The sequence below is a fragment of the Chromohalobacter israelensis DSM 3043 genome, assembly GCF_000055785.1.
Lineage (GTDB): Bacteria > Pseudomonadota > Gammaproteobacteria > Pseudomonadales > Halomonadaceae > Chromohalobacter > Chromohalobacter israelensis.
On record NC_007963.1, the window covers coordinates 2,606,616 to 2,621,431 of the forward strand.

13 protein-coding genes are annotated in these 14,816 nt (G+C 66.6%); 6 read left to right on the forward strand and 7 right to left on the reverse strand.

Going from position 1 to position 14,816, the window contains the following annotated elements:
- Positions 1-73 precede the first annotated feature (73 nt).
- Positions 74-1,873, forward strand: coding sequence for a cation:proton antiporter (locus CSAL_RS11795; RefSeq protein WP_011507614.1), 1,800 nt, complete (start codon positions 74-76; stop codon positions 1,871-1,873).
- A gap of 76 nt (positions 1,874-1,949) precedes the next feature.
- Here CSAL_RS11795 and trpC read toward each other — a convergent pair whose 3' ends face one another.
- Genes trpC through CSAL_RS11810 form a run of 3 tightly spaced genes read right to left on the reverse strand, consistent with a single transcriptional unit; the run spans position 1,950 to position 4,394 of the window.
- Positions 1,950-2,762, reverse strand: coding sequence for an indole-3-glycerol phosphate synthase TrpC (trpC, locus tag CSAL_RS11800; RefSeq protein ID WP_011507615.1), 813 nt, complete (start codon positions 2,760-2,762; stop codon positions 1,950-1,952).
- Positions 2,762-3,793, reverse strand: coding sequence for an anthranilate phosphoribosyltransferase (trpD, locus tag CSAL_RS11805; RefSeq protein ID WP_011507616.1), 1,032 nt, complete (start codon positions 3,791-3,793; stop codon positions 2,762-2,764). The genes trpC and trpD overlap by 1 nt, the downstream gene beginning before the upstream one ends.
- A 13-nt stretch (positions 3,794-3,806) precedes the next feature.
- Positions 3,807-4,394, reverse strand: coding sequence for an anthranilate synthase component II (locus CSAL_RS11810; protein ID WP_011507617.1), 588 nt, complete (start codon positions 4,392-4,394; stop codon positions 3,807-3,809).
- A gap of 337 nt (positions 4,395-4,731) precedes the next feature.
- Here CSAL_RS11810 and CSAL_RS17605 point away from each other — a divergent pair, with 337 nt between their 5' ends.
- Positions 4,732-4,875, forward strand: a complete 144-nt coding sequence (locus tag CSAL_RS17605) for a hypothetical protein (protein WP_187290060.1) — start codon at positions 4,732-4,734, stop codon at positions 4,873-4,875.
- 62 nt (positions 4,876-4,937) lie between these two features.
- Here CSAL_RS17605 and trpE read toward each other — a convergent pair whose 3' ends face one another.
- Both trpE and CSAL_RS11820 read right to left on the reverse strand, forming a co-directional pair.
- Positions 4,938-6,425: an anthranilate synthase component I gene (gene trpE / locus CSAL_RS11815; protein WP_035412303.1), complete on the reverse strand. Its 1,488-nt coding sequence runs from the start codon at positions 6,423-6,425 to the stop codon at positions 4,938-4,940.
- A 237-nt stretch (positions 6,426-6,662) separates the two neighbouring features.
- A complete protein-coding gene (locus tag CSAL_RS11820) occupies positions 6,663-7,334 on the reverse strand; it encodes a phosphoglycolate phosphatase (RefSeq protein WP_011507620.1) in 672 nt (223 codons plus the stop codon).
- A 248-nt stretch (positions 7,335-7,582) separates the two neighbouring features.
- Here CSAL_RS11820 and CSAL_RS11825 point away from each other — a divergent pair, with 248 nt between their 5' ends.
- Together CSAL_RS11825 and CSAL_RS11830 are read left to right on the forward strand one after the other, a co-directional pair.
- A complete protein-coding gene (locus CSAL_RS11825) occupies positions 7,583-8,881 on the forward strand; it encodes an NAD(P)/FAD-dependent oxidoreductase (protein WP_011507621.1) in 1,299 nt (432 codons plus the stop codon).
- A 54-nt stretch (positions 8,882-8,935) separates the two neighbouring features.
- Positions 8,936-10,585 carry a dihydroxyacetone kinase subunit DhaK gene (locus tag CSAL_RS11830; RefSeq protein WP_043558489.1) on the forward strand — a complete coding sequence of 550 codons (1,650 nt, stop codon included), beginning with the start codon at positions 8,936-8,938 and terminating at the stop codon, positions 10,583-10,585.
- On the opposite strand, the gene CSAL_RS11835 is transcribed toward CSAL_RS11830, so the two are convergent.
- Both CSAL_RS11835 and rpe read right to left on the reverse strand, forming a co-directional pair.
- Entirely contained in the window at positions 10,580-10,879 is a 300-nt protein-coding gene (locus CSAL_RS11835; protein WP_011507623.1) for a GIY-YIG nuclease family protein, read from the reverse strand. The genes CSAL_RS11830 and CSAL_RS11835 overlap by 6 nt on opposite strands.
- An 8-nt stretch (positions 10,880-10,887) precedes the next feature.
- The gene (rpe, locus tag CSAL_RS11840; RefSeq protein ID WP_011507624.1) at positions 10,888-11,574 is read right to left on the reverse strand and encodes a ribulose-phosphate 3-epimerase; all 687 of its coding nucleotides are present in this window, start codon (positions 11,572-11,574) and stop codon (positions 10,888-10,890) included.
- A 178-nt stretch (positions 11,575-11,752) separates the two neighbouring features.
- Here rpe and ggt point away from each other — a divergent pair, with 178 nt between their 5' ends.
- Both ggt and CSAL_RS11850 read left to right on the forward strand, forming a co-directional pair.
- Complete coding sequence (gene ggt, locus CSAL_RS11845) at positions 11,753-13,483, forward strand: gamma-glutamyltransferase (protein WP_011507625.1); 1,731 nt, start codon at positions 11,753-11,755, stop codon at positions 13,481-13,483.
- A 132-nt stretch (positions 13,484-13,615) separates the two neighbouring features.
- Positions 13,616-14,764: an MFS transporter gene (locus tag CSAL_RS11850; RefSeq protein ID WP_244846357.1), complete on the forward strand. Its 1,149-nt coding sequence runs from the start codon at positions 13,616-13,618 to the stop codon at positions 14,762-14,764.
- The last annotated feature ends 52 nt before the right edge of the window (positions 14,765-14,816 follow it).

Here is a 14,816-nt window from a genome sequence, read left to right on the forward strand (position 1 = left end):
CGTTCACGGCGCATTGCAACTGGCGTGAGGCGACGCTAGGCTTCGCGCTTCCGTTTTCCCAAGGAGCGCGACCATGGAGCACGCTGCCTTCGACCTGACATTGATCGGCCTGCTTGCGCTGATCTGCCAATGGCTGGCCTGGCGTCTCAAACTGCCGGCGATCCTGCCGCTCTTGATCGCGGGTATCGTCATGGGGCCGGTGACCGGCTTGCTCCAGCCCGACGCCTTGCTCGGCGACCTGCTGTTTCCGCTCGTCTCGCTGGCGGTGGCGGTGATCCTGTTCGAGGGCAGCCTGACGCTCGACTTCGGCGACCTGCGCGGCCACGGCCACATCGTGCGCCGGCTGGTCACCTGGGGCGCGCTGGTCACGGGAATCATCGCCATCGTGGCGGCGCGCTACACCCTGGGGCTGTCGTGGGAAATGGCCAGCGTGCTCGGCGCGGTCCTGGTGGTCACCGGGCCCACCGTGGTCCTGCCCCTGCTGCAGACGCTGCGTGCCCGCGAACACCTCTCGCAGATCCTGCGCTGGGAAGGCATCCTCATCGATCCGGTGGGAGCCATCGGCGCGGTACTGGTGTATGAGTTCGTCGCGCTGGGCGCCTCCAACGGCGCCGCCACCTATACCCTGGTACTGTTCGCCAAGACCGCCCTGATCGGGTTCGGTCTGGGCGGCCTGGGCGGCTATCTATGGGGGTGCGTGCTGCGGCACCACTGGCTGCCGCAGCGTCTGCACAGCTTCGGCACGCTGATGGCCATGCTGACGCTGTTCACGCTGTCCAACATGCTCTTCCACGAGTCCGGCCTGCTGACGGTGACGGTGATGGGCGTGTGGCTGGCGAACATGCGCGGCGTGCCCACGCAGCAGATCATCGAGTTCAAGGAAACGCTCTCGGTGCTCCTGATCTCGGGCCTGTTCATCCTGCTCGCGGCGCGGCTGACCACCGACCAGCTCGCGCAGCTGTCCTGGCCGGCCTGGGCGTTCCTGCTCATTCTGGTGGGCGTGGCCCGCCCGCTCGCGGTCTGGGTATGCACCGCGGGCACACGACTCAACTGGCGGGAAAAAGCCTTGCTGGCCTGGCTGTCGCCGCGCGGTATCGTGGCCGCCGCGGTGGCGTCGCTGTTCGCCATCAAGCTCGAGAATCTGGGCATGCCCGGCGCCGAGATGCTGGTCCCGGTGACCTTTCTGGTCATCATCAGCACCGTCGTGGTGCAGAGCCTGTTGTCGCGCCCGATCGCCCTGGCCCTGAAGGTCAGCGAGCCACCTCCCACCGGCTTTCTGATCATCGGTGCCAACCCCGTGGCACGCGCCATCGCCAAGGCACTGGAAGAATCCGGCTTCACCGTGCGGCTCACCGACAACAGCTGGGACGCGGTGCAGGAAGCGCGCATGGCAGGGCTCCCGGTCTACTACGGCAACCCGCTTTCGGAGCATGCCGCGCAACACCTGGAACTGACCGGCATCGGTCATCTGCTGCCGCTGTCGCCCTATCGCGAGTTGAACAACCTGGCGGTCCTGCATTTCGAACACGTGCTGGGGCACGGCAAGGTCTTCCGTCTCGCGGCGGGCACCGGCAAGCACGCCCATCGCCATCAGGAACAGGCGCTGGACCACCTGCCGCTGGTGTTCGGCGAGAGCGTCACCTATGCCCAGCTGTCGAGCGTGGTCCACCGTGGCGGCGAGGTACGCAAGGCCAAGCTGTCGGCCAGTTTCAGCTTCGAGGACTATCGCCAGGCACACCAGGACCGCCTGCTGCCGCTGTTCTGCATCGGCCCCAACGGCCGCATCCGCGTCGCCAACGACCGGGTGCCGCTGGCGCCTCGCGCCGGCGACACCGTGATCAGCCTGATCCAGGTGGACTCTCCCGAGTACTGACCGACGTACGCCCCCCATGACGCCATCGGGCCGCACGCAGCGGCCCGATGGCGATCGACTCGAGGCAATGGCGCGCCTAGAAAAACAGGCGACGCAAGGCGCTGCCCGGATCCGCCTCGCGCATGAAGGCCTCGCCGACCAGGAAGGCGTTCACGTCATGCTCCCGCATGTGCTCGACGTCGCCACGCGTGTGAATGCCGGACTCGGTGACGACCGTGACGTGCGGCGGAATCCGCGACAGCAGGTCGAACGTGGTCGTCAGGGTGGTGTCGAAGGTACGCAGATCGCGGTTGTTGATGCCCACCAGGGTCAGGTCCAGCGCCATCGCCCGCTCGAGCTCGGCGGCGTCGTGCACTTCCACCAGCACGTCCATGCCCAGCTCGTGCGCCTGCTGGTGCAGCGCCTTCAGGCGGGCATCGTCGAGCGCCGCGACGATCAGCAGGATACAGTCCGCGCCGATGGCGCGCGCTTCGCTGACCTGATAGGCATCGACGATGAAGTCCTTGCGGATCACGGGGAGCGTGCAGGCCGCTCGGGCCGCCTGCAGGTCGCGCTCGTGCCCCTGGAAGAAGTCCGCGTCGGTCAACACCGACAGGCAACTGGCGCCTGCCTCGGCATAGGCCCTGGCGATCTCGGCCGGCTGAAAATCCTCGCGAATCACGCCCTTCGAGGGCGAGGCCTTCTTGACCTCGGCGATGACGGCCGGGTCGCCCGCCGCGATGCGCCGGTCGAGCGCCGCGACGAAACCGCGCGGCGCCGCTTCGTGCCGGGCCCGCTCCAGCAGCTCGGCCTCGCTCACCTGCGCGCGACGCTCGCGAATCTCGACGTCCTTGCGTGCCAGGATCCTGGCCAGAATCGTGGGTAGACCGGTGTCGTGTGCTCGGCTCATCAGCGCTCGTCCTTGTGGGCCAGAATACGCGTGAAATCCGCGAGTTCCTTCATCTTCTCGAGGGGCAGCTTGGACGCCTGGGAGTCCTGGGCCAGCACCACGCCTTCGCTGAGCGTATCCGCCACGCCGGCCGCGTAGAGTGCCGCGCCGGCGTTCAACGCCACGATGTCCGCGGCCGGCCCCTCGCCCACCAGCGCCGCCTTGACCAGCTTGAGGCTGTCTTCGGCGGTGACCACCTTCAGTGGCGCCAGCGCCTGGCGTTCGATGCCGAAGTCCTCGGGGGCAATGGTGTACTCGTGGATCTCGCCGTCGCGCAGCTCGGCCACTCGCGTCGGCGCGGCCAGGGAAATCTCGTCGAGACCGTCCTCGGCGTTGACCACCAGCACGTGCTCGCTGCCCAGGCGCCTCAGGGCCTCGGCCATGATCGTCAACAGCGCGGGGTCGTAGACGCCGAGCAGTTGGTTGGGCGCGCCGGCGGGGTTGGTGAGCGGCCCGAGGATGTTGAACACCGTACGCACGCCCATCTCGCGGCGCGGCCCGATGGCATGCCGCATGGCCTGGTGGTGCATCGGCGCGAACATGAAGCCGACCCCGATCTCGGTGATGCAGCGCGCCACTTCCACCGGCGGCAGCTCCAGGGAAATCCCCGCCACATCGAACAGATCGGCGCTGCCCGAGGACGACGACACGCTGCGATTGCCGTGCTTGGCAACACGCCCGCCGGCGGCGGCGACCACGAAGCTGGACGCCGTGGAGACGTTGAACAGGTTGGCCCCGTCGCCGCCCGTACCCACGATGTCCACCAGGTGAGAGCGGTCCACTTCCACGGGCGTCATCAGTTCCCGCATCACTTGCGCGGCGGCAGTGATTTCCTCGGCCGTTTCTCCCTTCATCGCCAGGCCGATCAAGAAACCGCCGATCTGGGCATCGCTGGCCTCGCCGGTCATGATCGCTCGCATCACCGCATGGGTGTCGTCGAAGCTCAGGTGGCGGTGGCGCATCACCGCGCCGATGGCGTCTCGCATCTGCATGTGTCGCTCCTCGTTATGCGCGGCGTTTCAGAAAGTTGGCCAGCAGCTCGTGACCCTGGCGCGTCATGATCGATTCGGGGTGAAACTGGACGCCCTCGATGTCCAGCGTCTTGTGGCGCATGCCCATGATCAGGCCGGGCGTCACGTCATCGGCGACGACGCGCGCCGAGACCTCAAGGCACTCCGGCAGACCCTGTTCGGCCACCACCAGCGAATGGTAACGCGTCACTTCGAGAGGGTTGGCCAGGCCGTCGAACACGCCGCGCCCGTCGTGCTCGACCCAGGAGGTCTTGCCATGCATGACCTGCGGCGCCCGCACCACGTCGCCCCCGAACACCTGGCCGATGGCCTGGTGTCCCAGGCAGATGCCGAGAATCGGCAACTTGCCCGCGAAATGGCGCACCGCATCCAGCGAAATGCCTGCTTCGTTGGGCGTGCAGGGGCCGGGCGAAATGACCAGATGGCTCGGCGCCAGACGCTCGATCTCCTCGAGCGTGATGGCGTCGTTACGGTAGGTGACGACGTCGGCCCCGAGCTCAGCCAGGTATTGCACGACGTTGTAGGTGAAGCTGTCGTAATTGTCGATCATCAGCACGGACATGGCGCTATAGTCCTTGATTTCACAATGTTTTCGGTTTCTGGCTTCTGGTTGGCCGCCTGGATGTCACCCAGGTCGGCCGCGATGCCATGCCAGCCGTGCAGGGATGCAGACACAAAAATGCCGCCCTGACGGCGGCATTTCGTTCAGTCGCAAGCGTGCCGCCCCTCGCTCAGGAGCGCCACCACTGAATCAAGCTGTAGGTCGTATCGGTAGTCATGCATTGCATATTGCCGTTTGTGATCAACGGATGTCAATTGGCTCGGGACGCTTGATCTCGCGTCACGGCGGCGCCATGTCTATGCTTGAAGGCATACTTCCTCATCTGCAGGAGTCACCGATGAAACGCATGATAGGCGCCGCCATTGCCAACTGGTTTCGCAAACCCGAGAACCGCGAGAAAGCGAAACGCACGGCGAAGCAGATGGCCCAGAAGTACCAGAACCAGCGCAAGAAACCGCCGAACGATTCGTCTTCACGCTGATCTGCCCCGCACGGCATGTGCCATCGCACCTGCCGTGCTCCCCGCCCGACGCGCCCGCGGCGTCAGCTAAGGTTGTCGAGACCGCGCTCGGCCATGGCCACCGCGCGAAACAGGGCGCGGCCCTTGTTGAGCGTTTCCTGCCACTCCTGTTCGGGCACCGAGTCGGCGACGATCCCCGCCCCCGCCTGCACATGCAGCTGACCATCCTTGATGACCGCCGTGCGAATGGCGATGGCGGTATCCATGTTGCCGTGCCAGGACAGGTACCCGACCGCGCCGCCATAGACGCCGCGCTTGACCGGCTCGAGCTCGTCGAGGATCTGCAGCGCGCGAAACTTGGGCGCGCCCGACAAGGTGCCGGCGGGGAAAGTGGCACGCAGGACATCCAGCGCCGACATGCCGGGCTTGAGCTTGCCGGTGACGTTGGAAACGATGTGCATGACGTGCGAGTAGCGCTCGATGGCCATGTTGTCGGTGACCTCGACCGTGCCCGTTTCGCTGATGCGGCCGACGTCGTTGCGCCCCAGGTCGATCAGCATCAGGTGCTCGGCGATTTCCTTGGGGTCCGCCAGCAGCTCGGCTTCCAGCGCCTGGTCTTCCGCCTCGCTATGGCCGCGTACCCGCGTGCCGGCGATGGGCCGCACGGTGACGTTGCCCTCCTCCAGGCGCGTGAGGATCTCCGGCGACGAGCCGACCACATGGTGATCGCCGAGGTTGAAGAAGAACATGTACGGCGATGGATTCAGGCTGCGCAGTGCACGATACAGATCCAGCGGTGGCGCCCGATAGGGAATCGTCATGCGCTGCGACGGCACGCACTGCATGACGTCGCCGGCCAGCACGTACTCCTTGATCTGCTCCACCGCCGCCTTGAACCCTGCCTCGGTAAAGCCGGAAGTGAAGTGCCCCTCCTCGACCGCCGGGCCGCCCGTGCCAGGGCTGACGGTATTGAGCGTGGCGCTGCGCAACTGCATCTCCAACGCTTCCAGACGCTCCAGCGCGTGGGGATAGGCATCCGCCACCTCGGGATCGGCATGCGTCCACAGCGTCAGGCGCCCGGAGAGATTGTCGAACACCACCAGCTCGTCGCACACCATCAGCAGAATGTCCGGCACGCCGATGGGGTCGGGTTTTTCCACGCCGCGCAGGCGCGGCTCGATGTAGCGAATGGTGTCGTGACCAAAATACCCCACCAGACCGCCGTCGAAACGCGGCTGCTCGTCGAGCTGGGGGACCTTGAAGCGTGCCTGGAACTGCTCGATCCAGGCGAGCGGGTCGTCGGCCTCGGTGACGCCGGCCTGCTCGCCATTCACGATGTGGCGCACCTCGTGGCCGCGCACCTCGATACGTTCGCGGCTCGGCAGGCCGATGATCGAATACCGCCCCCACTTCTCTCCACCCTGCACGGATTCGAGCAGGAAGGTCCAGGGCGCGTCGGCCAGCTTGAGATAGGTGGAAAGCGGAGTGTCGAGATCCGCGAGTACCTCGCGGGTCATGGGAATGCGGTTGTAGCCGGCCTGCGCCAGCTCGGCAAAGCGTTCGGGGGTCATCATGCCCTGGGTTCCTTCGGTGAGAGGCTGCGTCACAAGGGGATCGCGAGGCCGAGTCGGCGAGACCATCGCCGCGACCCGACACCAGACGGCGACATCACCATCGCCAACGCTTGACGTCACGCATCAACGCGAGGGCTCTACGCGACGAGGGGGCATTCAGAATCATCTAACGCTGTCCGTTATAGCAGAACGTTATCAAAAACTTGGTTTTATAGACGCAAGTATCGAAAAACACTAAACGAGTTCCCCCAGCGATTCAACCATGGCATCCGGCGCGCTCGCCGCCACCGGATCGCCGTGATTGTAGCCGTAGGGCACCGCCAGGGTGCGGAATCCGGCACCCCGCCCGGCCTCGATGTCATGCCGGGAGTCCCCCACCATCAGACAGACGCTCGGCGTCACCCCGAAACGGGATGCCACGTGCAGCAAGGGCGCCGGATCTGGCTTCTTCGCCGCCAGCGAATCGCCGCCCAGCGTCAGGTCGAAAAAGTCGCTCAGTCCCAGCGTTTCGAGGATCGGGGCGATGAACGCCGCCGGCTTGTTGGTGATCAGCACCAGCGTCAGACCGCGTGCGCGCAACCCTTCGAGCGCCTCGCGCACACCGGGGTACAGGCGCGTCGCGCGACAAGGCGCCAGGCGATAATGATGCAGAAACGCCTCGTGAGCCGCCTCCGGGTCCGTGTCTTGCGCGTCGAGCGCTTCCAGGGCGCGCTCCACCAGCTTGCGGGAGCCATTGCCCACCCAGTCGCGCACCGACGCTTCGTCGACGCCCGCGAGTCCCAGCGAACGCAGGGCGGCATCGACGGCAGCGGCCAGGTCGGGGACCGAATCCACCAGCGTGCCATCGAGGTCGAACGCGACCAGGCGGATACCGTCGAGAATGCGCAGGGGCGGATTGGGCGACATGAAAGGCTCCTCGTCATCGATGGAAGGGTCATGCATGTAATATTACGGAAAAACCGGCCGCACTGCTCCGCGCCCGGTGTTTTTGGCAAGCGAACGGCGTTATTCTATACGCAGACGTCGCCGACACCAGGCGCCAGCGCCCCCGCGTCACGACACGCCTTCCCAGGCGCCTCGTACCTTGGCGTTTCGCTGCGATGCCCGACCCTGGCGACACCCTTTTTCCATGTTTCGTTCTTCGGGAGTCCATCATGTCTACACCGCGCATCGTGGTGGTCGGGGGAGGCGCAGGTGGCCTCGAACTGGTCACCCGCCTGGGGCGCAAGCTCGGCAAGCGCCAACGCGCCGAGATCGTTCTGGTCGACCGCAACGCCACGCACATCTGGAAGCCCCTGCTGCATGAAGTGGCCACGGGCGTGCTCGATTCCAGCCTCGATGAAGTGTCCTACCAGGGGCATTCCAAGGCGCACGGCTACCGCTTTCAACGCGGCACGCTCAGCAACCTCGACCGCGACAACCGCACCATCACGCTGGCGCCGATCATCGACGACGACGGCGTCGTGATCCTGCCGGCGCGCACGCTGGAGTACGATTACCTGGTGATGTCTCTGGGCAGCGTCTCCAACGACTTCGGCACTCCGGGCGTGGCCAAGCACAGCCACTTCATCGACAGCCCGCAACAGGCCGAAAGCTTCCGCCAGGACATGCTCAACACCTTCCTACGGTACAGCGATCCCGAGCGGCGTACCCATCCCAACCTGAGCGTGGGACTCGTCGGTGCCGGTGCCACCGGCGTCGAGCTGGCCGCCGAACTGATCGGCGCCTCCAAGATGCTGCACAGCTACGGGTTCACCGCCATGGACAGCGGCAAGCTGGAGATCCACCTCATCGAGGCGGCACCGCGCATCCTGCCGGCACTGCCCGAGCGCATCAGCCGCGCCGTGCACCAGGAGCTGGAACGCCTGGGCGTGCAGATCCATGTCGACACCCGCGTGACCTGCGCCGACGAGCACGGTTTCGTCACCGCCGACGAGACGCGCATCGCCACCGACCTCAACGTCTGGGCCGCCGGCATACGCGCGCCGGCCTTTCTGTCCGAACTGGGGCTTTCCACCGAGCGCAATCATCAGCTCAAGGTGCATCAGACCCTGCAGAGCATCGACGACGATCGCATCTTCGCCTTCGGCGACTGCGCCTCCTGCCCGCAACCTGACGACAAGCGCGTACCGCCGCGCGCCCAGGCCGCGCATCAGCAAGCCAGCCTGCTGTACCACAACCTGCGCGCGGCAATGGACGGCAAGCCCCTCAAGGATTTCGTCTTCCGCGATCGCGGCTCGCTGATCTCGCTGGCGCACTTCGATGCCGTGGGCAGCCTGATGCGCGGCGCCTCGGCACGCAGCCTGTTCATCGAGGGGCGCCTGGCCAAGCTGTTCTATGCCTCGCTCTATCGCATGCACCAGCTGGCCATTCATGGCGCCTTGAAAACCGGCATGACCGTCATCGTCGACGGCCTCAACCGGTATCTGCGCCCCCGCATGAAGTTGCACTAATCCGACCGGAGCACCATGATCGTGGCACTCACCGCGCGATCATGGAGCCCGCTCATGCAGCACTTCTTCAACGATGCCTCTCGCGTGGTCGACGACGTTCTGCACGCCGTCGGCCATCTCGCCCCTCTGCGCATCGCCGAGCCCGCCAGCGGCGTCCGCATTCTGATACGCCGCGACTGGTCTCGCGACGAGCATGGGCAACATCAGGTCGCGATCCTCTCCGGCGGCGGGTCGGGGCATGAGCCGGCCCACGCCGGCTTCATCGGCGACGGCATGCTGACGGGCGTCATCGCCGGCAGCATGTTCGCCTCGCCCAGCGTGGATGCCGTGCTGGCCGCCATCCGCGACGTCTGCGGCCCGGCCGGCTGCCTCCTGGTGGTCAAGAATTACACCGGGGACCGCCTCAACTTCGGCCTCGCCGCCGAGCATGCGCAGCGGGAAGGCCTGAAGGTCGCGATGATCATCGTCGGCGACGATGTTGCCTTGCCCGATACGCCGCAGCCGCGCGGTCTCGCGGGCACCCTGCTGGTCCACAAGGTCGCCGGCCATTACGCACGCCAGCAAGACGCGCTGGAAACGGTGCACGCCCAGGCGCAACGCGTGTGCGAGCGCATGGCCTCGATGGGGCTGGCGCTCACCGCGGCGACACTGCCGGGCCAGGCCCGCCCGGAGCGCAGCCCGGCGCTGGGCCTGGGGATCCATAACGAACCCGGCGCTCGGCACATCGCCCCCGATGACGCCCGGCAAGCCATGCAGCACGTCGTCACTCCCCTCGCAGCCGCTCTGAATGAACGCGGCCACGACGGCGACTGGGTGGCCATGCTCAACAACCTCGGCAGTTGCTCGACCCAGGAGATGAGCGTGCTGGCCGGCGCCCTGATCGAGGCATTCGGCGCCGAGCGTCTGCCCCACCTCATCGGCCCCGCCCCGCTGATGACGTCGCTGGACATGCACGGCTTTTCGCTGACCCTGATCGCCGCCGATGACGCCCTGCGCGAGGCGCTTCAGGCTCCCACCGACGCTCCCGCCTGGCCGGGCGTTCGCGCCATCCAGCCACCGGCAACGTTCACGCCGAACCTCGCCACTCAGGGCGAGGCGCTCGCCGAAGGTGCACCGCAATCGTCCGCCATCGCGGCGGCCGTGTCGCAGGTGATCGCGACCCTGCGCGATGCACGCGAGGCACTGGACCGGCTGGATACGCAAAGCGGCGACGGCGACGCCGGCAGCAGCATGCAGGAAGGCGCCGACGCCATCGCCGGGGCGCTGGAGGCGGGCCGGCTGGACACCGCGCATCCCGACCGCCTCTTCGCCGGCATCGGCCAGTGCCTGGCCAAGGGCATGGGCGGTTCGAGCGGCGTGCTGCTCTCGATCTTTTTCACCGCCACGGCGACGGCCATGGAACGACATGACCTGCCGGAGAGCTTGTGGCAAGGGGTCGAGCGCATGCAGACCTACGGTGGCGCGCAACGCGGCGATCGCACGCTGCTGGATGCCCTGATCCCCGCTCTCGAGGCCTGGCAGGCACAAGGCACCGTGCAGGCGGCGGCCGACGCCGCTCGTCGAGGCGCCGAGCATACCGCGACGCTCGCCCAGGCCCGCGCGGGGCGTGCCGCCTACGTGCCCGATACCGCCCTGCAAGGGGTCGTCGACCCCGGTGCGGAAGCAGTCGCACGCGTCTTCGAGACGCTGGCGCGCTGCCTATGAGGACGTCGGCTCGCTTTCGCGCTGCGCCAGCCAGGCGCGCTTGGCGGCAGGACTGAGCTTCTTGAGGGCGGCCTCTTGTCGCAACGCCTCGCCATGGCCGCCCACGTACTCCGCATGGCGCAAGGTCAGCGGCCCCTTGCCGCGCAGGGCACGCGCCCCGCGCTTGCCGTCGCGATGCTCGCGGAAACGTCGTGCGACATCGGTGGTCACGCCGGTATACAACGCCCCGGCCGCCGTCTCGACGAGGTACAGATACCAGCGCTGCGCGGGGGCGTCGCGATCGTCCTCGGCCATGACGCGGCTCAGCGCTGCGCCAAGGCGTCGTGAAAGGCACGCATGACGGAGTCGTAGCGGTGCGGATCCGCTTCGTCGCGCGCCTTGAAGATCGCCGACCCGGCGACGAAGGTATCGGCGCCTGCGCGCGCGATCTCGGCGATGTTGTCGACCTTGACGCCACCATCGACCTCCAGGCGAATGTCGCGCCCGCTGGCATCGATGCGCTGACGCACCTCGCGCAGCTTGTCGAGCGTGCCGGGGATGAAGGACTGCCCCCCGAAGCCCGGATTGACGCTCATCAACAACACCATGTCGAGCTTGTCCATGACATGATCGAGGTAGGCAAGCGGTGTCGCGGGATTGAAGACCAGGCCGGCCCTGCAACCGCCGTCGCGGATCAGCTGCAGCGAGCGGTCGATATGCTCCGATGCCTCGGGATGAAAGGTGATGTAGCTGGCGCCGGCATCGATGAAGTCACCGATCAAGCGATCCACCGGCTTGACCATCAGGTGCGCATCGATGGGGGCGGTAACGCCGTGCTTGCGCAATGCCTCGCAGACCATCGGCCCGATGGTGAGGTTGGGGACGTAGTGATTGTCCATGACATCGAAGTGGACGATATCCGCCCCCGACGCCAGGACATCGTCCACTTCCTGGCCCAGGCGCGCGAAATCGGCGGAAAGGATCGAAGGAGCAATCTTGAAATCAGGCATGAAAAGGCGCGTTCGACGTGAAATGAAGCCCTCATTCTAGCGAATGGCGGACGGAAAAACAGACGCACGGGGCGGAAGCGGCACGGACGCCTTGCACTTTCGGAAACCGCCTTCGATAGTAAAGAGAAACCTGAAACACGACACGACGCATCGCGCGTCGCATTCACGAGGGCTCGACATGCTCCGATTCACTTCGCGCCGTGGGCCGCGTCTGGCACTCTGTGCCGTACTGGCACTCTTCGCCACCTCCGCCGGCGCTCAGCAGGCGATTCTCGAGGGTGAGCGCTTCCATCCCCAGGAAAGCCGTCACGGCATGGCCGCCACCAGCCACTACCTTGCCTCCCAAATCGCCCGGGATGTCATGCAGGACGGCGGCAACGCCGTGGACGCCGCGGTCACCGCCGGCTTCGCGCTGGCCGTGACCCAGCCGCGCTCCGGCAACATCGGCGGGGGCGGCTTCATGCTGATTTCCGACGAGGACAGCGGCAAGGTGGTCGCCATCGACTATCGCGAGAAGGCGCCAGCGGCCGCGTTCGAGACGATGTTCCAGAACGACGCGGGCGAGGCCGTCCCCGAGCTGTCCCGCTATACCCACAATGCATCCGGGGTGCCGGGCACCGTCGCCGGCCTGGCGCTGGCACTCGACGAATATGGCACCCTGAGCCTCGCCGAGGCCCTGGCGCCGGCGATCGACCTGGCCGAGAACGGCTTCGCGCTTCCGCAGCGCTTCGTCGAGGGCATCGAGCAGGCCAGCGAGCGGTTCGAACAGTGGCCGGCCAGCCGGGCCAAGTTCTTCAAGCCCGACGGCAGCCGCTACCAGGTGGGCGACACCTACCGTCAGCCGGCCCTGGCGGCCACCCTCAAGCGCATCGCCGAGCACGGGCCTCGCGAGTTCTACGAAGGCGAAACCGCCGAACTGATCGCCGCCGAAATGGAAAAACACGGCGGCCTCATGACCGCCGAGGACCTGGCCGATTACCGCCCCGCGATCCGCGAACCCGTGCATGGCACCTATCGCGGCTACGACGTGTATGCCATGAGCCCGCCCTCCAGCGGCGGCGCGCATATCGTGCAGATGCTGAACATCCTCGAGGGCTACGACATCGGCGCCATGGGCTTCAACTCGGCACGCACCATCCACGTCATGGCCGAGGCGATGAAACGCGCCTATGCCGATCGGGCCGAGTACCTGGGCGATACCGATTTCGTCGACGTGCCACTGGCCGGCATTACCTCGAAGGCCTATGCCGACGCGCTTCGCGAGCAGATCGACCTGGGCCGCGCCACCCCGAGCGACAGCATCGCGGCGGGCGACCCGTTGCCCTACGAGTCCAACGAGACCACGCACTTCTCGATCGCCGACGACAGCGGCCTCGCCGTTTCCAACACCTATACCATCAACTTCAGCTACGGCTCGGGCATCGTCGTCGACGGTGCGGGCTTTCTGCTCAACAACGAAATGGACGATTTCTCCGCCAAGCCGGGCACGCCCAACGCCTATGGGCTGATCGGCGGCGAGGCCAACAAGATCGAGCCCGAAAAACGCATGCTGTCATCGATGACACCGACCATCGTCAAGAAGGATGGCAAGAACGTTCTGGTCACCGGCAGTCCCGGCGGCTCGCGCATCATCACCACGACCCTGCAAGTCGTCATGAACGTCATCGATCACGGCATGAACGTGCAAAGCGCCGTGAGCGTGCCGCGCATTCATCACCAGTGGCTGCCCGACGAGATTCGCATCGAGGAAGGCATCAGCCCCGACACCATCGGCCTGCTCGAATCCATGGGACACACGGTCTCGCAACAGGCCGCCATGGGCGCCGCGCAATCGGTGCTGATCGAAGATGGTCGCTTCTACGGCGGGGCCGACCCGCGCCGCTCGACCTCCTCCGCCCTGGGGCTTTGAGCTTGTCGCCGGCGCGCATGCCGCGCCGGCGGCCTTGAGGTCCTTCGGTCGTCCCGGCCTCGACCATGGTGCCATCGACAGCTTCCGCGACGACTGGCACAACGACGACTCCCCCTCGACATGAGTCTCCCCATGCCCATTGCCTGGATCGCCCTCGCCGAGCTGTTCGGCACCGCCCTGTGGTTCACGCCCAATGCGGTGATCGGCGATCTGGAACGCGAATGGGCACTGGCCGCCCCCGACCTGGGGTGGCTGACCGGCGCCGTTCAGGTCGGTTTCTTCGTGGGCACGTTGATGATCGGTCTCAGCGGCATCGCCGACCGCCGCGATGCGAGCCGCCTGTTCGCCGCCTGCTGTCTGCTGGGTGCCCTCAGCAATGCCGCACTGCCCTGGGCCGGCGGCCTGTGGCCGGCGGTGGCACTGCGTCTGATCACCGGCATGGCGCTGGCCGGCATCTACCCGGTGGGCATGAAACTCATGGTCGGCTGGGCGCCGCAGCGTGCCGGGCTGGGGCTGGCATGGCTGGTGGGCATGCTGGTCGTCGGCACGGCACTGCCGCACTTGCTGGCCGGCGTCTCGCTCGGCGGCAACTGGCGCGGTGCGCTATGGAGCGCCTCGCTGCTGGCGCTTGTCGCGGGCGGGCTGGTGTGGCGCCTCGGCGAGGCGCCAGGCGTACGCAAGACGTCCCGGGACACGCCCCGCTGGGCGGGTCCCAGCGCCTTTCGCATCGCCGGGTTCCGGCACGCGGCAAGTGCTTACTTCGGTCACATGTGGGAGCTGTATACCCTGTGGGTCTTGATACCGCTATTGCTGGCCACGGCGCTTCCCGAGCTGACCAAGACGCAACTGGCCTTCGGCAGTTTCGCGTTGATCGCCATCGGCGGACCGGGCTGCTGGCTGGGGGGCTGGCTGAGCCTGCGCCTGGGCAGCCGCCGCATCGCCCAGATCGGACTCGTCGGCTCGGCGGCCTGCTGCCTGCTCTATCCCTGGCTGGGCCTGCATGGCGGACGTTGGGTCGCCCTGTTCCTGGGCCTCTGGAGCCTGTTCGCGGTCATCGATTCCCCGCACTTCTCGGCACTTTCGGCACGGGCCTGTCCGCCCTCTCTGGTCGGCAGCGCCCTGACCCTGCAAAACGCCATCGGCTTTGCGATATCGGCAGGTTCGCTGGCGTGGCTGCTGCCCGCCTGGTCATCGCTCGGCCCGTGGGTGGCCTGGCTGATGCTGCCCGGCCCGCTGCTGGGCCTGTGGGCATTGGCTCGAAAGGACGTCGCGAGCGGCTGAGGGGGCCGCTATACTCGCCCAGACACCGTTGACACGGATTTCTCACTCCCAG